At 70.9% G+C, this 17342-nt stretch carries 17 protein-coding genes and 2 pseudogenes; 1 reads left to right on the top strand and 18 read right to left on the bottom strand.

All coding sequences use genetic code 11. From position 1 onward, the window contains the following. From BJF79_RS46385 to BJF79_RS46335, 11 genes and pseudogenes are all read right to left on the bottom strand, one after another. Positions 1-1598, bottom strand: a 1598-nt coding sequence (locus tag BJF79_RS46385) for an NADH-quinone oxidoreductase subunit G (protein ID WP_262403574.1), incomplete at its 3' end; no start/stop codon positions are given. A 65-nt stretch (positions 1599-1663) separates the two neighbouring features. After that, positions 1664-2968, bottom strand: coding sequence for an NADH-quinone oxidoreductase subunit NuoF (nuoF, locus tag BJF79_RS46380; protein WP_075907014.1), 1305 nt, complete (start codon positions 2966-2968; stop codon positions 1664-1666). Next, positions 2965-3747: an NADH-quinone oxidoreductase subunit NuoE gene (gene nuoE / locus BJF79_RS46375; RefSeq protein ID WP_075907013.1), complete on the bottom strand. Its 783-nt coding sequence runs from the start codon at positions 3745-3747 to the stop codon at positions 2965-2967. Before nuoE ends, nuoF begins: the two co-directional genes overlap by 4 nt. After that, positions 3744-4991: an NADH-quinone oxidoreductase subunit D gene (locus BJF79_RS46370; RefSeq protein WP_187357154.1), complete on the bottom strand. Its 1248-nt coding sequence runs from the start codon at positions 4989-4991 to the stop codon at positions 3744-3746. Before BJF79_RS46370 ends, nuoE begins: the two co-directional genes overlap by 4 nt. 95 nt (positions 4992-5086) lie before the next feature. Continuing rightward, positions 5087-5833 (bottom strand): NADH-quinone oxidoreductase subunit C, encoded by a 747-nt coding sequence (locus BJF79_RS46365; protein ID WP_075907011.1) that lies wholly within the window; start codon positions 5831-5833, stop codon positions 5087-5089. 3 nt (positions 5834-5836) lie between these two features. Next, positions 5837-6382, bottom strand: a complete 546-nt coding sequence (locus BJF79_RS46360; protein WP_075907010.1) for a NuoB/complex I 20 kDa subunit family protein — start codon at positions 6380-6382, stop codon at positions 5837-5839. 3 nt (positions 6383-6385) lie between these two features. Further along, positions 6386-6743, bottom strand: a pseudogene (locus BJF79_RS46355) (NADH-quinone oxidoreductase subunit A). 198 nt (positions 6744-6941) lie between these two features. Beyond that, the gene (locus BJF79_RS46350) at positions 6942-8198 is read right to left on the bottom strand and encodes a geranylgeranyl reductase family protein (RefSeq protein ID WP_075907016.1); all 1257 of its coding nucleotides are present in this window, start codon (positions 8196-8198) and stop codon (positions 6942-6944) included. A 139-nt stretch (positions 8199-8337) separates the two neighbouring features. Next, positions 8338-9038 (bottom strand): annotated as a pseudogene (locus BJF79_RS46345) (demethylmenaquinone methyltransferase). Positions 9039-9121: 83 nt separating this feature from the next. Then, positions 9122-9349 carry a DUF4229 domain-containing protein gene (locus tag BJF79_RS46340; RefSeq protein ID WP_075907009.1) on the bottom strand — a complete coding sequence of 76 codons (228 nt, stop codon included), beginning with the start codon at positions 9347-9349 and terminating at the stop codon, positions 9122-9124. A gap of 44 nt (positions 9350-9393) precedes the next feature. Next, positions 9394-10359, bottom strand: coding sequence for a threonine/serine dehydratase (locus tag BJF79_RS46335; RefSeq protein WP_075907008.1), 966 nt, complete (start codon positions 10357-10359; stop codon positions 9394-9396). Between the two features lie 235 nt (positions 10360-10594). Here BJF79_RS46335 and BJF79_RS46330 point away from each other — a divergent pair, with 235 nt between their 5' ends. Further along, on the top strand, positions 10595-10798 hold the full coding sequence (locus BJF79_RS46330) for a BldC family transcriptional regulator (protein WP_075907007.1): 204 nt from the start codon (positions 10595-10597) through the stop codon (positions 10796-10798). A 149-nt stretch (positions 10799-10947) separates the two neighbouring features. Here the strand turns inward: BJF79_RS46330 and BJF79_RS46325 are convergent, their stop codons facing one another. The 7 genes from BJF79_RS46325 to BJF79_RS46295 form a co-directional block, all read right to left on the bottom strand. Beyond that, entirely contained in the window at positions 10948-11235 is a 288-nt protein-coding gene (locus BJF79_RS46325) for a hypothetical protein (RefSeq protein ID WP_075907006.1), read from the bottom strand. Positions 11236-11295: 60 nt separating this feature from the next. Continuing rightward, the gene (locus tag BJF79_RS46320) at positions 11296-12336 is read right to left on the bottom strand and encodes a hypothetical protein (protein ID WP_075907005.1); all 1041 of its coding nucleotides are present in this window, start codon (positions 12334-12336) and stop codon (positions 11296-11298) included. Between the two features lie 232 nt (positions 12337-12568). Beyond that, positions 12569-13543, bottom strand: coding sequence for a c-type cytochrome biogenesis protein CcsB (ccsB, locus tag BJF79_RS46315; RefSeq protein ID WP_075907004.1), 975 nt, complete (start codon positions 13541-13543; stop codon positions 12569-12571). A gap of 5 nt (positions 13544-13548) precedes the next feature. Continuing rightward, positions 13549-15246, bottom strand: a complete 1698-nt coding sequence (locus BJF79_RS46310; protein WP_075907003.1) for a cytochrome c biogenesis protein ResB — start codon at positions 15244-15246, stop codon at positions 13549-13551. Position 15247: 1 nt separating this feature from the next. After that, positions 15248-15982, bottom strand: a complete 735-nt coding sequence (locus tag BJF79_RS46305; protein ID WP_075907015.1) for a cytochrome c biogenesis CcdA family protein — start codon at positions 15980-15982, stop codon at positions 15248-15250. 5 nt (positions 15983-15987) lie between these two features. Continuing rightward, entirely contained in the window at positions 15988-16572 is a 585-nt protein-coding gene (locus BJF79_RS46300; protein ID WP_075907002.1) for a TlpA family protein disulfide reductase, read from the bottom strand. Positions 16573-16621: 49 nt separating this feature from the next. Next, complete coding sequence (locus tag BJF79_RS46295) at positions 16622-17260, bottom strand: histidine phosphatase family protein (RefSeq protein WP_075907001.1); 639 nt, start codon at positions 17258-17260, stop codon at positions 16622-16624. Positions 17261-17342: the final 82 nt, after the last annotated feature.

The raw sequence follows: 17342 nt of genomic DNA, 5'->3' as shown, positions 1-17342 counted from the left end.
CCGCGCGGGCGTCGTCGTCGGCGACCGGGCGGCCGATCGGCAGCAGCCCGGGCAGCGCCCCGGCCTCGACCGCGCCGCGGTCCCCGGCCCGGCGCGGAACCCAGGCGAGCCGGGCGCCGGTCGCCTTGGCGAGCCGGACCGCGGCCGACAGCGCCGGGGCTCGTCGCGAGCCGCTCACCGACGAGGATCACCGCGCCCGGCGTCTCCAGCAGCCCCCGGACGTCCGCGAACGACCCGTCGGAGATGAGCGCGCCGATCGTCTCGGCCTCCGCGCCCGGACGGGTCGGCAGCAGCGTCCCGCCGACCTTCCGCAGGCCGCGCGTGGCGAACGGCGCCGCCGCGTACACCTTCAGGCCGTTCTTGCGGGACGCCTTGCGGAGCCGCAGGAAGACGATCGCCGATTCCTCTTCGGGTTCGAACCCGGCGAGCAGGACGGCCGGCGCCTTCTCCAGGTCGCCGTACGACACCTCGATCGAGCGGCCCGCGACCGACGAGGCGAGGAAGTCCGCCTCCTCGCCCGACAGCGGACGGGCCCGGAAGTCGACGTCGTTCGTGCCGAGCGCGATCCGCGCGAACTTCGCGTACGCGTAGGCGTCCTCCAGGGTGCCGCGCCCGCCGGCCAGCACCCCGGCCGACCCGCGCGCGGCGGCGAGGCCGCGCGCCGCGATCGTCAGCGCCTCCGGCCACGACGCGATCTCCAGCTCCCCGTCCTCGTTCCGGACGAGCGGGTGCGTGAGCCGGTCGGGCTGGGTGCCGTAGGTGAACGCCCAGCGGCCCTTGTCGCAGTTCCATTCCTCGTTGACCTGCGGGTCGTCCCCGGCCAGCCGCCGCGTGATCTTCCCGCGCCGGTGGTCGGTGCGCAGCGCGCAGCCGGCCGCGCAGTGCTCGCAGGTGCTCGGCTGCGAGACGAGGTCGAACGGCCGCGACCGGAACCGGTAGGCGGCGCCGGTCAGCGCCCCGACCGGGCAGATCTGCACGGTGTTGCCGGAGAAGTACGACTGGAACGGCTTGCCGTCCGCCGCGCCGACCTGCTCCTTGGCGCCGCGGTCGAACAGGTCGATGAACGCGTCCCCGGCGATCTGGTCGGAGAACCGGGTGCAGCGGGCGCACTGGATGCAGCGCTCCCGGTCGAGCAGCACCTGGCTGGACAGCGGGATCGGCTTGGGGAACGTCCGCTTGGTCTCGGTGAAGCGGGTCTCGCCGCGGCCGTTGGACATCGCCTGGTTCTGCAGCGGGCATTCGCCGCCCTTGTCGCAGATCGGGCAGTCCAGCGGGTGGTTGATCAGCAGCAGCTCCATGACCCCGTGCTGCGCCTTGTCGGCGACCTTCGAGGTCAGCTGCGTCTTGACGACCATGCCGGGCATGACCGTGGTCGTGCAGGACGCGGCGGGCTTCGGCATCCCGCGCCCGTTGCCCATGTCGGGGACCTCCACCAGGCACTGGCGGCAGGCTCCGACGGGGTCGAGCAGCGGGTGGTCGCAGAAGCGCGGGATCTGGATGCCGAGCAGCTCGGCGGCCCGGATGAGGAGCGTGCCCTTGGGCACCTCGATCTCGAACCCGTCGATGGTGACCTGCACCATCTCTTCGGCGGGCTGCACGTCGGGACCACCCCCGCGTACGCGGGGAGCACTCTGGGCCGCCGAACCGCCACTCACAGTAGCACTCATCGGGCGCCTCCTTCAGCCCAGAGGGTGGACTCGGCCGGGTCGAACGGGCAGCCGCCCTGCTCGAAGTGCTGCAGGTACTCGTCCCGGAACAGCTTGATGGACGAGACGACCGGGCTCGTCGCACCGTCGCCGAGCGCGCAGAACGCGCGGCCGAGGATGTTGTCGGACAGGTCGAGGAGGGTTTCGAGGTCCGCCTCCTCGCCGTTGCCGGCCTCCAGCCGCTTGAGCATCTGCTTGTACCAGTACGTCCCCTCGCGGCACGGCGTGCACTTGCCGCACGACTCGTGCGCGTAGAACTCCGACCAGCGCAGCACGGCCCGGACGACGCAGGTCGTCTCGTCGAAGATCTGCAGGGCGCGGGTGCCGAGCATCGACCCGGCGGCCCCGACGCCCTCGAAGTCCAGCGGGACGTCCAGGTGCTCGTCGGTGAAGATCGGCGTGGACGAACCGCCGGGCGTCCAGAACTTCAGCCGGTGCCCCGCGCGGATCCCGCCCGCCATGTCGAGCAGTTCGCGCAGCGTGATGCCGAGCGGCGCCTCGTACTGGCCGGGGCGGGTGACGTGCCCCGACAGCGAGAAGATCCCGTACCCCTGGGACTTCTCGGTGCCCATCGAGGCGAACCATTCCGGTCCGTTCCCGACGATCGAGGGAACCGACGAGATCGATTCGACGTTGTTGATAACGGTGGGTCCGCCGTAAAGGCCCGCCACCGCCGGGAAGGGAGGCTTCAGCCTGGGCTGACCGCGGAACCCCTCCAACGAGTCCAGCAGCGCCGTCTCCTCGCCGCAGATGTAGGCACCGGCGCCGCTGTGGACGACGACGTCCAGATCGAACCCGGACCCGAGAATGTTCTTCCCGAGGTAACCCGCTTCGTATGCTTCCGCGACCGCCTGGTGGAGGCGCCTGATGACGTGCAGCACCTCGCCGCGCACGTAGATGAACGCGGTGTTCGCCTTGATCGCGAACGAGCTGATGATCACGCCCTCGACGAGCACGTGCGGGTTCGCCATCATCAGCGGGATGTCCTTGCACGTGCCCGGCTCGGACTCGTCCGCGTTCACCACCAGGTAGCGCGGGTTCGGGCTGCTCGGCGGCAGGAACCCCCACTTCATCCCGGTGGGGAACCCGGCGCCGCCGCGCCCGCGCAGGCCGGAGTCCTTCACCTGCTGGACGATGTCGTCGGGGTCCATCGCCAGCGCCTTGCGCAGCGCCTTGTAGCCGCCCTCGCGCTCGTAGCCGGCACGGGTGAACGAGTCGGCCTGATCCCAGTTCTTCGTGAGGATCGGAGTCAGCGTCGTCACTTGTTGCGCCCCTCCTGCGTTCCCGGCTTCACGTCGCCGCCGATGGGCTCGCCGGGCTCGTTCGGCGGCGGGTCGGTGATCTCGGACGGCCGCACCGGCTCGTCCGGCCGCGCCGCATCGACGTCCGACGGCGGCGCCGCCCACCCGCGCTCCTTCGCCAGTTCCAGGCCGCGCAGCGACTCCGGCCCGGCCTGGACGCCCTCGCCCGCGCGGCCGTCGGGGAACCCGGCGAGGACGCGCGACGCGTCCTTCCAGCCGCACAGCTTGTTCGGCCCGCGTGAAGGAAGCACTTCCTTACCGGAGCGCAGGTCGTCGACCAGTCGCCTGGCCTTCTCGGGAGTCATGTTGTCGAAGAACTCCCAGTTGACCATCATCACCGGCGCGAAGTCGCAGGCCGCGTTGCACTCGATCCGCTCCAGGCTGACCTTGCCGTCATCGGTGGCCTCGTCGTGGCCCACCCCGACGTGCTCGGACAGCTCCGACCAGATCTGGTCGCCGCCCATCACCGCGCACAGCGTGTTGATGCAGACGCCGACGTGGTACTCGCCGACCGGCGCGTGCTTGTACTGCGTGTAGAACGTCGCGACGCCCGTGACCTGCGCGGCCGTGATCCCGAGCTGCTCGGCGCAGAACTCGATGCCGTCCTGCGTGACGTGCCCGTCGACCGACTGCACCAGGTGCAGCAGCGGCAGCAGCGCCGACCGCGGCTTCGGGTACCGCGCGATGATCTCCTTGGCGTCGCGTTCCAGCCCGCCGAGGACGTCCGGTTCGTACGTCATCGGTCCACTCCCCCCATGACCGGGTCGATGCTGGCCACGGCCGCGATGACGTCCGCGATCATGCTGCCCTCCGCCATCGCGGGCGTGGCCTGCAGGTTGACGAAGGACGGCTCGCGGAAGTGCACCCGGTACGGGCGGGTGCCGCCGTCGCTGACCACGTGCGCCCCGAGCTCGCCGCGCGGCGACTCGATCGGCGCGTACGCCTGCCCGGACGGGACCCGGAAGCCCTCCGTCACCAGCTTGAAGTGGTGGATCAGCGCCTCCATCGAGGTGCCCATGATGTGCGCGATGTGGCGGGGCGAGTTGCCCATGCCGTCCGCGCCGATCGCCAGCTGCGCGGGCCAGCCGATCTTCTTGTCCTCGATCATCACCGGGCCCTTGACCGACTGCAGCCGCTCGTAGCACTGCTCGACGATCTTGAGGGACTCCTCCATCTCCTTCATGCGGACGAGGTAGCGCCCGTAGACGTCCGCGGACTCCACCGTGGCGACCTCGAAGTCGTAGGTCTCGTAGCCGCAGTAGGGCTGTGACTTGCGCAGATCCCACGGGATGCCGGTCGCGCGAAGGACGGGGCCGGTGATGCCGAGCGCCATGCACCCGGTAAGGTCCAGGTGAGCGATGTCTTTCGTGCGCGCCAGGTAGACGGGGTTCGCGTCCAGCAGCTTCCGCATCGCCTGCAGTCGCTTCGGCATCCGGTCCAGATAGTCACGGATCTTGCTGAGCGCGCCACTGGGCAGGTCCTGGGCGACGCCGCCCGGACGGACGTAGGCCATGTTCATCCGCAGGCCCGTGATCTCCTCGAAGAGATCGAGCGTGTACTCGCGCTCCAGGAACCCGTTGAGCATGACCGTCGTCGCGCCCAGTTCCAGACCGAACGTGCCGATCGCCACGAGGTGGGAGGAGATCCTGTTGAGCTCCATCATCATCACGCGGATGATCTGGGCCCGTTCCGGTATGCGGTCGGTGATGCCCAGCAGCTTCTCCACGCTCAGGCAGTACGCCGTCTCGTTGAAGATCGGCGCCAGGTAGTCCATGCGCGTGCAGAACGTCGTGCCCTGTGTCCAGGTGCGGAACTCCATGTTCTTCTCGATGCCGGTGTGCAGGTACCCGATGCCCACCCGGCACTCGGTGACCGTCTCACCGTCGAGAGTCAGGATCAGCCGGAGCACCCCGTGCGTGGACGGGTGCTGCGGCCCCATGTTGACGACGAGCCGCTCGTCGCCAGCGTCCTGGGCGCCGGACATGACCTGGTCCCAGTCCTGGCCGCTCACGTCGAAGACGCGGCCCTCGGCCGCCTCCTCGGCGGCGTAGGCGTCGTATTCGGTGTACTTCGTGCTGCTCACGTGTACGACCTCCGCTCGTCGGGAGGCGGGATCTCCGCTCCGCGGTACTCGACGGGGATGCCGCCGAGGGGATAGTCCTTGCGCTGCGGGTGGCCGACCCAGTCGTCGGGCATCTGGATGCGGGTGAGCGCCGGATGACCGTCGTAGACGATGCCGAAGAAGTCGTAGGTCTCCCGCTCGTGCCAGTCGGCCGTCGGGTAGACCGGCACGAGCGACGGCAGGTGCGGGTCGGCGTCGGGGCAGGTCGCCTCCAGCCGGACGCGCCGGTTGTGCGTGATCGACAGCAGGTGCGTGACCGAGTGCAGCTCCGCGCCCGTGTCGTCGGGGTAGTGCACCCCCGAGACGCTCGAACACAGCTCGAAGCGCAGCGTGGGGTCGTCCCGCATGGTCCGCGCGACCTCGGCGAGACGCTCGCGCTTCACGAAGAACGTCAGCTCGCCGCGGTCGACGACGACCCGTTCGATCGCGTCCCCGAAGTCCGGGAGGGCGCGTTCCAGGGAGTCGGCGACGTCGTCGAACTCACCGGCCTCGGCGGTGCCGGACGGCCCGCCGTACGGGCGCGGCGCCGACACCTTCGGCGACTGCCGGACGACGAGACCGCCGTACCCGGAGGTGTCGCCGGTCGTCTTCGCGCCGAACATGCCCGTGCGGACGATCGGCTGCTCGCGGCGCTCGTCCTCGGCCTGTGCGGGCAGCCGGTCCGCCGCCTGCTCGGCCTGCTGCTCGGGATTCTGCGAACTCATCGCTCAGGCCCCCTGTCCAAGGAGAGGCAGGCGGCGGCGCTTGGCCTCTTCCAGCTCCTCGATCTGCTTCGCGCGCTGCGGGCCCATCTTGGTGTTGCGCACCTGGTCGTGCAGCTTGATGATCGCGTCGATGAGCATCTCCGGCCGCGGCGGGCAGCCGGGCAGGTAGACGTCCACCGGGACGACGTGGTCGACGCCCTGCACGATCGCGTAGTTGTTGAACATGCCGCCGGACGACGCGCACACGCCCATCGCGATGACCCACTTGGGCTCGGTCATCTGGTCGTAGATCTGCCGCAGCACCGGCGCCATCTTCTGGCTCACCCGGCCCGCGACGATCATCAGGTCGGCCTGCCGCGGCGTCGCCGAGGCACGCTCCATTCCCCAGCGGGAGAAGTCGTGCTTCGGGTCGCCCGCCGCCATCATCTCGATCGCGCAGCAGGCCAGGCCGAAGGTCGCGGGCCACATCGAACTGGCCCGCGCCCAGCCCGCGACCTGCTCGACCGTGGTCAGCAGGAAGCCGGAGGGAAGTTTCTCTTCAAGACCCATAAGTCAGTCCCACTCCAAACCGCCGCGCCGCCACACGTAGGCGTACGCCACGAGCACGGTGACGATGAAAAGGACCATCTCCACTAGGGCGAAGATCCCCATCTGGTCGAAGGCGACGGCCCAGGGGTAAAGGAAGATGATCTCGATGTCGAAGACGATGAAGAGCATCGCCGTCAGGTAGTACTTGATCGGGACGTCCGCCGCCCACCGGCTGGGGAGTCGGCTCGATGCCGCACTCGTAGGCGTCCAGGCGGGCGCGGTTCCACCGCTTCGGCCCGGTGACCGAGGCCATCGCCACGGAGCCGACCGCGAAGCCGGCCGCGAGCACCCCCAGCACAATGATCGGTACATAGAGATCCATGTCTCTACTGCCTCTCCTCGGAACGTACGACGCTGTACGGGGCGACGCGACCCTTTACAAGCTCGTGACATCTGTCACGAGCACGGTCCGTCACCCTAGCCAAGGTGACCAATAGCACTCCCCTCAGGGGGTCGGGTACGTCGAATCAACCCGCTCACCTGCCGAAACTTTGCGCTCATGGAGCGCCTCCAAGGAACCTCAAGCCGCCGGCGCCACCTTCTGCATCGCATTGATGACCCGGTCCATCGCGTCGCCGCCCTTGGGGTCGGTGAGGTTCGCGAGGAGCTTCAGGGTGAACCGCATCAGGGTGGGGTGGGGCAGGCCGTGCGCGGTGAGGAACTTCATGACGCGCGGGTCCCCGATGGCCTGCACGAACACGCGGGCCAGCGTGAAGTAGCCGCCGTGCTCGTCCTTCAGGATGCGCGGGTACTCGTGCAGCGTCCGCTCGCGCTGCGCCGGGGTGCGGCGGGCGAGCGCCTGCACCATGAGGTCGGCGGCCAGCCGCCCGGACTCCAGCGCGTAGTCGATGCCCTCGCCGTTGAACGGGTTGATCATGCCGCCCGCGTCGCCGACCAGCAGCATTCCGCGGGTGTAGTGCGGCTGCCGGTTGAAGCCCATCGGCAGCGCCGCGCCGCGGATCTTGCCGGTCGCGTGCTCCTCGTCGAACTGCCATTCCTCCGGCATCTGCGCGCACCAGCTGCGCATCATGCCGCGGTAGTCGACGTTCTGGAACGCCTTGCTGGTGTTGAGGAGGCCGAGCCCGACGTTGGACGTGCCGTCGCCCACGCCGAACACCCAGCCGTAACCGGGGAGGAGGCGCTGCCCGTCCCACAGTTCCAGCCACGCCTCCATGTACTCGTCGTCGTGGCGGGGGGTCTCGAAGTAGCGGCGGACGGCAACGCCCATCGGGCGGTCGTCGCGGCGGCGCAGCCCCATCGCGAGGGACAGCCGGGTCGAGTTGCCGTCGGCGGCGACGACGAGCGGCGCGCGGAACTCGACGTCCTCGCCCTCGTACTTCGCGGTGACGCCGATGATCCGGTCGGTGCGCTCGTCCAGGATCGGGCCGGTGACGTTGCAGCCGGTCAGCAGCCGGGCCCCGGCCTTCGCGGCGTGCTCGGCGAGCAGCTGGTCGAGGTCGGTGCGCTTACGGACGAGACCGTAGTCGGGGAAGCTCGCGAGCTCCGGCCACGGCAGTTCGACCTTCACGCCGCCGCCGTAGATCCGCAGCCCCTTGTTGCGCCCCCAGCCGGGGTCGTTGATGTCGACGCCCATGCCGATCAGGGCCCGGACGGCGCGCGGCGTGAGCCCGTCGCCGCAGATCTTGTCCCGCGGGAACGTGGCCTTCTCCAGCAGCAGCACGTCGAGGCCGGCCTGGGCGAGCCAGTACGCGGTGGACGATCCGGCGGGGCCCGCCCCGACGACGATGACATCGGCGTGTCGGGTGGAGTCGGTCACGATGGTCCTCTTCGTTCGTTCGCTTGTGAAGTACTTCACAAGGTTCCGGTGGGGAGTCTATTCCTTTATCACGGTCAGTGGGTACTTCTGGGGCGTTCCAGTTTTGGACCGGTCCCAAGATCACCCGGTCGCCGGGGGGTCACCCCGGGTTCGTCCCATGGTGCATCGCGGCGACGCCGAAGGTCAGGTCGCGCCAGCGGACGGCTTCCCAGCCCGCCTCCTGCAGCAGCCGGGCGAGCCCGGCCTGGTCGGGCCAGGCGAGGGTCGACTCGGCCAGATACCGGTAGGAATCGGGGTTGGAGCTGACCCGCGACAGCAGCGGCAGCCCGAACTTCAGGTGCGCCTTGTGCCCGAACGCCAGCAGCGGGTTCGGGGGATGGCTGACCTCGCACACCAGGAGCCGCCCGCCGGGACGGGTCACCCGGCGCAGCTCGCGCAGCGCCCCGACGGTGTCGGCGACGTTGCGCAGGCCGAACGAGATCGTGACGGCGTCGAACGCGGCGTCCGCGAACGGCAGCCGCAGCGCGTCCCCGGCGACGAAGCTCAGCCGCGGCGTCCCCGCCTGCCGCCGGACGCGACGCGCAGCATGCCGAGGGAGAAGTCGCAGGCCACGGTGGACGCGCCCGCGTCGGCGAACGGCACCGACGACGTCCCGGTCCCGGCCGCGAGATCGAGGACCCGCTCGCCGGGCCGCGCGTCCAGCGCCCGCACCGCCTCCCGCCGCCAGCGCCGGTCCTGGCCGCCGGTCATCAGCGTGTTGAGCAGGTCGTAGCGTTCGGCGGTCCCGTCGAACATCGCCGCGACGTCGGCGGGCTTCTTATCGAGTGAGGCGCGGGTCATGGCCCCAGCCTAAGAGGCGGTGCGCCGGACCCTTGCGGCGCCTCGGCGCCGGCGGGGCTCCCGGAGGCCCCGGGCGGGAGGACCTAGGCGTCTTCCTTGGTGCGGCCCGCCTGGAACCGCTGCCACTTGCCGTCGACCGCCGCCGAGAGGCGGTCGCGCTGCGCCGACAGCAGGACGTAGCTGATGACGCCGCTGACCAGCAGCGCGAGCATCAGCAGGAGGAAACCGCGGGCGCCGAACAGCGCGAGCACCCCGGCGGTCACCGCGAAGATCACGAACCGGGCGAGGGTGTAGAGGAATACGGAACGCATGGCCCTTCGAGCCTACCCGGCCCCTTCCGTGACCTCGCAGCAGGTCAGCGATAGACGTCCTGGAAGAGGGACGGGTCGACGTTCCCGCCGGACAGGATCGACACGAACGTCCGGGCGGCGGGCAGTTCGTCGCGGCGGTACAGGTACGCGGCGGTCGCGACCGCCCCGGCCGGTTCGGCGACCAGCCGCGCCTCGCGGGCGAGCCGCCGCATCGCCCGCCTGATCTCGTCCTCGGTCACGGTGAGGACGCCGTCCACGTACTCGCGCATGTGCGCGAACGGCAGCGCGCCGATCCGCTGGACGCGCAGCGCGTCGGCGATCGTCCGTCCGGTCTCCGCCGCGTCCCAGCCGACCGGGTGCCCGGCGTGGAACGAGTCGCGCGCGTCGGCCGCCAGCTCGGGCTCGACTCCGAACACCTTCGCGTCCGGGCGCAGCGCCTTCACCGCCGCCGCGACGCCCGCGAGCAGGCCGCCGCCGCTCACCGGGACGAGCACGACGTCGACGTCCGGGCGGTCCTGGACGATCTCCAGCCCGCAGGTGCCCTGGCCCGCGATCACCCGCGGGTCGTCGTAGGGCGGGATCAGCGCGAACCCGTGCGCGGCGGCGAGCGCGTCGGCGGTCTCCTCGCGCACCGCGGAATTCGGCTCCACGTAGACGATCTCGGCGCCGAGCGCGACGCACGCGTCCACTTTCACGGCCGGGGTGTTGTGCGGCATGACGAGCACGGCTTTGATTCCGAGCGCGCGCGCCGAGAACGCCACGGCTTGGGCGTGGTTGCCACTAGAGTGCGTCACCACCCCGCGCGCGCGTTCGGCCTCGGGGAGCTGCGAGATGGCGGTGTAGGCGCCACGGAGCTTGAACGCGCCGATCGGCTGCAGCGACTCGGCCTTGACCAGCAGTGCCGGGCCGCCGGGGTCGCCCGGGAACGGGACGAGCGGGGTGCGGACGACGACTCCCGCGAGCCGTTCGGCCGCGCGCTCGATCTCCGTCGGGGTCACAAGATCGGACATGCTCGGAGACTATTGCGTCGCGGCCGCTCCGCGGACGTCACGACCGTGACATGGCAGGTCAGCCGGGGTCGGCGGGGCGCCAGTGGCTCATGACGCAGTCACCGAACGTCATCACTCCAGCTCATGGAACTACACCCTGTCATGTTTTGCGAAAACAAGGGAGAAATCGGTCTTGACCCGCCACACTGTAAACAGTCCACCCGCGCCGAGAGCGGGACAAAGGGGGAGAGAAAACGTGGAGAGCACGAGCGAGCGCCTGCTGACCCCAGGAGAGGTCGCCGCCCTCTTCCGGGTTGATCCGAAAACGGTCACCCGCTGGGCCGCGGCCGGCCGGATCAGCAGCATCCGGACCCCTGGCGGCCACCGCCGCTTCCGGGAGTCGGAAGTCCACGCGCTGCTGCGTGGCGAGGAGCCGGTGGGAAGTCACCCCGGGCACTGACCGGGCCCGTCGGCCGCCCCGCCCGGCGCGTCCGGCATCGAAGCACAGGTGGCCTGGGACGGCGGTCCGCGCCCGTCGCCCCACCCGCCGCCGAACGGGCGAACCGGTTCTCGGGGGAACCGGTTCCGGCGATCGCTCCGCGCGGGCGGCTACTCCTCCGCCTCGCCCGCCTTCCACTCCTCGAACCGGCGCAGCAGGTCCGCGTCGCCCTCCCGCCAGCCGCGCCGCCGCTCCGCCAGCTCCTCCTCGGTCAGCGACTGCGCCAGCAGCCGGTCGTAGTCGGGGTCGCCGGGACCGACCTCCACATAGGCGTCGGCGATGACGCGGCCGGTACCGCGGGCGGAGCCGCGCCCGTCGCCCGTCCCGTCCTCGCCGGGCTCGGCGAGCACGCTGTGCGGGACCCGGAGCGTGCCGTCGGGGAGCCGGATCACGTACATCGTCGATCACCATCGTCTGCCATCACGGGATCCTCTGGTGTGTGCCGCGGAACACACACCCTAGATCCCGAAGGTGCGGTTGAAGAAGAGCATGACCTCCAGCGCGGTGCGGATGTCGCCGCCGAGCATGTCGACGAGCGCGGGCCGCTGGCGCGAGGAGATCGCCGCGAAGGCGTCCGCGAAGAACTCGCGGCGGCCCAGCGCGTCCGGCTGCTTGTGGAAGTCGCTCGCCAGGTGCGGACGGCACTGCGCGTACAGCGCGCGGAACGCCGCCCCGTCCGACGCCCACCCGGTGCCGCCCTCGATGTCGTCGAGCGCGTGCCCGACCTCGTGCAGCATCACGTCCGGGGTCGGTGACGGCCGGTCCCCCACGACGATCTTGCGGTCGCCGTAGGCCCCGGCGCACACGTCCCACGTCGCCCGTCCCGACGGGAGCGGACGGTCGCGCAGGTGGCCCATGTCGTCGAGCTGCGGCACTCCGCCCGGCCCCACGTACACGCCGTCCAGCCCGGCCGCGAGCCGCTCCTTCAGCGCGTCCGGCAGCCCGGCGAGGCTCTCCACCGCGCGGATCACCTCCGGCGTCGGCGGCCCGTCCCGGACGTCCCACTGCCGGTGCAGGATCCGCTCCAGGACGCCGCAGTTCCGGCGGCCGTCGGCGGCGTGCGGCGTCCCCGGCGGGTGCGGCTCCACCCGCGGCGGACCGTCGTCGAGCTCGAAGTCGCGCCACGACAGGTCGCCCGGGGCGCGCCGCCCCGCGCCCGGCCGCCGCCCGTACCGTCCGCCGAACCCCTCGGCCGTCCGGTCCCCGCCCGGGCCGGCATCGGTCTCGGGGGCTTCCACGGTGGCCGCGTCACCGGCCGCGAGGGCGAAGGCGTCGCCGCGTCCGGCCTTGCGGAACCGGCCGAACCTGTCCCGCGGCTGGTTGCCGCGCGGCCGCGTCCCGGGCGGCTCCGGCGTCCGTCCCGAGTCGGGCGGCGAGGGCGCGTACCCCGGATCGGCGGGACCGTCGGCGGGGCGGTCGGCAGGGCGGAACGGCCCGCCGCGGGAGAACGCCCGGTTCCGGAACTCCCGGGGTTTGCGGTGGACGCCTTTGAAGCGCATCGGGCTCCTCTGTCGACGGGACCCGCGGACACTCTGGGCGGGCGGGGTCCCCGAGGAAGCGTAAGCCGGAACCCGACATCCCGTCATCCCCGTCGGTCACGGAAACTTTCGGGGAGGACGTGGGACCGGGTGACTAATTACCGCCGAAACCGGACGCCCGTCACCGGGGCCGGGCACACGAGCGCCGCCGGGCCGGGGCGGCGGCCCCGGGCCCGGCGGCGGGCTCGGCTCGTCAGGCGTAAGAGTGCAGGCCAGAGAACATGTAGTTCACGCCGAAGAAGTTGAACATCAGCGCGGCGAACGCGATGAGCGCCAGGATCGCGGCCTTGCGGCCCTTCCACCCGGCGGTGGCGCGGGCGTGCAGATACGCGGCGTAGATAACCCAGGTAATGAACGACCAGATCTCCTTGGGGTCCCAGCCCCAGTAGCGGCCCCACGCCTGGTCCGCCCAGATCGCGCCCATGATGATCGCGGCCGTCCAGATCGGGAACGCGAACATGGTGACGGCGTTCGCGAGCCGGTCCAGGCCCTCCGTCGACGGCATGCGGGCCAGGATGCCGTGCTCGCCGACCTTCCCCCGGGCCTCCGCACGGGCCTTGATCAGGTAGAGGATCGTGGCGGCGCCGGCGACCGTGAACGCGCCCGTCGCGATGATCGCGGCCGACACGTGGATCGCGATCCAGTACGAGTTCAGCGCCGGGCTGACCGGGCCGACCTCGTCGTAGAGCCAGATGTTGGCGACGCCCAGCGCGACGACGGCGGCGACCATCACGAACGCGCCCAGGTAGCGGGCCCGGTAGCGCAGCATCACGATGAGGAACGCGGTGACGGCGGCGAACGCGATCGCGGTGAGGAACTCGTACATGTTCGCCCACGGCCAGCGGTTCGCGGCCAGGCCCCGCGCCACGATGACGCCCAGGTGCGCGCCCCAGCCGAGAACGTTCAGCAGGATCGCGAGCTTGGCCGGTTCGACCTGCGTCCGCTCCGCCGCCTCGTCGGCGGACCCGGCGGCCGTCCCGGACGGCCCGGTCTCCACGGCCTCCGCCCCGGCCGCGCCGACGAGGACCTTCGCCTCGACCTCGGCGGCCCGCACCCGGCGGCGTCCGAAGCCGAGGTCGGCCGCGTACGCGACCATCGCGATGATGTACAGCACCACCGTCGTCAGCATGAGCTTGTCGCTCAGATTCGCGAGGTCGGCGTCGCCCACCCTCGTCACTCCTTCGAATCGTCCGCCGCGCCGGTCTCCCGGTCGGCTCCGGGCTCGTCGCCCTGCCCGTCGTCGACGGACTCCGCGTCGGATCCGCCCTCGTCCGGGCCCGCACCGGGCCCGTCCTGCTCGGGGCCGCGCAGCGCGGCCACGATGTCATCGAACTCCGCGGTCGGGCTCCCCAGCGTGAGGCCGCCGACCTCGACCACCGTACGCCCGCCCTTCCCGGCCGCCGCACGGACCCACACCCTGCGCCGCCGCACCATGAAGGACGCCACGACCCCCGCGACCGCGAGGATCGCCGCGACCAGCGCGGGGACGCGTCCCGGGTCGCGGTTCACCGACAGGCTCGCCCACTCCCGGACGCCCTCGAACTTGATCGAACCGGCGCCCTCCGGCAGCTCGAACGTGTCGCCGGGCTCCATGAGCTTCTGGCCGTCCTTGACCATCTGCAGGGTCTTGCCGAGCCCCTCCAGCTTGTAGACCGACTGCGGGGTGCCGTCGTCGAGGCCGATGTCGCCCTTGAACGACGAGATCGTCACGACCGGCCGCAGCGGCCCCGGGAACGCGGACACGATCTGCTCGCCGTCCTCCGTCGAGACCGCCGTCGGCCACAGGATCGCGTAGAACGCGAGCTGGTCGGGCCGCGCGTCCGGCGCCTTGATGACGCCCTCGGACGTGTAGTTGCGGGTCTCCATCGGCAGGAACGGCACCGCGTCCTTGAACGCCACGTTCCCTTCCGCGTCCCTCACCGTGAACACCGGCGAGTAGCCGTGGTTCAGCAGGTAGACCTTCGCGCCGCCCACCATCAGCGGATGGTTGACCTTCAGGTCGTACGGCTTCTCCCCGCCCTGCGGGTCCTCCCGGTAGTGGACCTTCGCGGTGAAGTCGGTCGCCGCCCCCCGGTTGGAGCCCTCGGTCTCGTACTCGGCCTGGAAGTCCTCCAGCCGGACGGTGAACGGCGGGAGATCGTCGCCGCTGAACACCCGTCCGGGCTCGAACTGGTCGTAGAGGCTGAGCGAGTTCGCGAACGTGTCGCCCTCGGTCAGCAGGATGTTGCCCCGGTAGCCGAACATGTTCCCGAGGCCCAGCGCGAACAGCAGCGCCAGCAGCGCCAGGTGGAAGACCAGGTTGCCCGTCTCCCCCAGGTAGCCCTTCTCCGCCGACACCGCACCGCCGGACACGTCCACCCGGAAGCGCTTGCCCCGCAGCGCCCTGCGCGCGTCCTCCAGGACCTCCTCGGCGGGCGCGTCCGTCTCGAACGACGCCGACTGCGGCAGCCGCTTCAGGTTCCGCGGCGCCGCCGGAGGCCGCGCCCGCATCGACCGGTAGTGCTTCGCGGCGCGCGGGATCACGCACCCCGCCAGCGACACGAACAGCAAGATGTAGATCGCGGCGAACCACGGCGCCGCGAACACGTCGAACATCGAGAACTTGTCGAGCCACGGCCCGACCGTCTTGTGTTCCTCCAGGTAGGTGGCGACGTCCTCCGGCGCCTGCCCCCGCTGCGGGAACACCGACCCCGGAACCGAACCCAGCGCCACCAGGAACAGCAGGATCAGCGCCGTGCGCATCGTCGTGAGCTGCCGCCACGCCCAGCGCAGCCAGCCCAGCGGGCCCAGCCCCTTCGGCCGCGGCACGTCCTGCGCGGCCTGCCGCGCCGCCGGTGGACGCGTGCCGCTCTCGATCTCCGTATCGCTCATGTCAGATAACCGGTTCGAAGCCGCTGATCCACGACTTCAGCTCGATGGTCATGTCCCCCCACACGCCGCTGACCAGCAGCACGCCGAGCAGCACCAGCATGCCGCCACCGGCCCGCATCACCAGCGGATAGTGCCGCTTCACCACGCCGAACGCCCCGAGCGCCCGCCGGTACGCCAGCGCCGCCGCCACGAACGGCAACCCGAGCCCCAGACAGTACGCGACGGACAGCAGCGCCCCCCGTCCCGCGCTCGCCTCCGTGATCGCGAGACTCTGCACCGCGCCCAGCGTCGGCCCGATGCACGGCGTCCACCCCAGCCCGAACAGGACGCCCAGCACCGGCGCCCCCGCGAGCCCCGCCGCCGGAAGCCGTCCCGACTTCACCGTCCGCTGCAACCCCGGGATCAGGCCCATGAACGCGAGACCGAACACGATCGTCACCACGCCCAGCACCCGCGTGATCGTCTCCTGGTACTCCAGCAGCCACCGGCCGAGCCCCCCGAACACCATGCCGTAGCTGACGAACACCACCGAAAACCCCGCGATGAACAACAGCACGCCCGCGAGGAGCCGCCCCCGCCGCTCGTCCGCGAGATCCGCGCCCGACATGCCCGTCACGTACGACAGGTAGCCCGGCACCAGCGGCAGCACGCACGGCGACGCGAACGACACGACCCCCGCCAGCGCCGCCAGCGGCGCCGCGGCCACCAGCGACCCGCCGACGACCGTCTCGTTCACCGCGCTCACTTTTCCGCGAGCATGTCGGCGACCAGCGGATTCAGCTTGCTGTACGTCGTCGCGCCGATGATCCGGGCCGCCACCCGGCCCTGCCGGTCCAGGACGAGCGTGCTCGGGATCGCGTTCGGCGGCACCTCGCGGAACGCGAGCGTCACCCGCCCGTCCCCGTCGAACACGCTCGGATACGACACCTCGAAATTGCGCTCGAACGCCTCCGCGTTCGGCTTCGAGTCCTTGAAGTTGATGCCGACGAACGCGGCGCCCTTCGCCTCGTTCTCCTTGTGCACCTGCTCCAGCGACGGCGCCTCGCCACGGCACGGCGCGCACCACGACGCCCAGAAGTTCACCACCACGACCTTGCCGCGGTAGTCCGACAACGCGAACGGCTTCCCGTCCAGGAACTCCCCGGTCACCTTGCCGAGCGACTCACGGTCGGCGGGCGCGTACTCGGTCACGTTCCCGTCGCCGGACACGAACCGGTTGTCGCCCGCCCCGTCCTGCGACGCGTCCGTCCCGGCACAGCCCGCGAGCAGGCCGCACAGGGCGAGGACGGCCACGGCGGCGCGCACACGGAAGACACGGGGGCTCAACGGACCCTCCTACTACTACAGGTCGTAGTACAACAACTTACCGGCGCCCTCAGGCACCCGCGACACCGGGTTCCCCACCGAGCCCGCCCGCCGGCTCGCAGTACGCCACCTCGACGAGCCGGTTCCCCTCGAACGTCAAGCTCGTCACGCTCGCCAGCCCGCACTCCCGCTTCACCGGGTGATGCCACAACCGGCGCCGCTCCGCGTGCAACCGCAGCACCCACACCGGCAGCTGATGGCTCACGCACACCGCCTCATGCCCGCGCGCCGAATCCCGCGCCCGGATCACCGCCGAACGCATCCGCGCCGCCAGCTCCCGATACGGCTCGCCCCACGACGGCTTGAACGGATTCAGCAGATACCGCCAGTGCTCCGGCCGCCGCAGCGACCCCGCCCCCACCCCGAACGTCAACCCCTCGAAATGGTTGTCCGCCTCCGTCAGCCGATCGTCCACCGTCACCGGCAGATCGAACACGTCCGCCAGCGGCGCCGCCGTCTCCAGCGCCCGCTGCATCGGCGACGAGAACAGCGCCGTCACGTCCCGATCCGAGAACCACTTCGCGGCGGCCTTGGCCATGAGGAGACCGTCCTCGCTGAGCCGATAGCCGGGCAGCCGCCCGTAGAGGATTCCGCCCGGATTATGCACCTCACCGTGCCGCAGCAGGTGAACGATCGTCTTCTCAGTCATGGCGACGTCAGGCTACCTGTGTTTTTGCGTTGTCCTCGGCGTCGGGCCCTGGGGGCCCTCCTTCAACGGACAACGCGTGCGA

Origin of the sequence: Actinomadura sp. CNU-125 (genome assembly GCF_001942465.1) — a bacterium.
GTDB lineage: Bacteria > Actinomycetota > Actinomycetes > Streptosporangiales > Streptosporangiaceae > Spirillospora.
The sequence above is the reverse complement of the archived record's forward strand: the minus strand, read 5'-3'. Positions and strand labels throughout refer to the sequence as shown.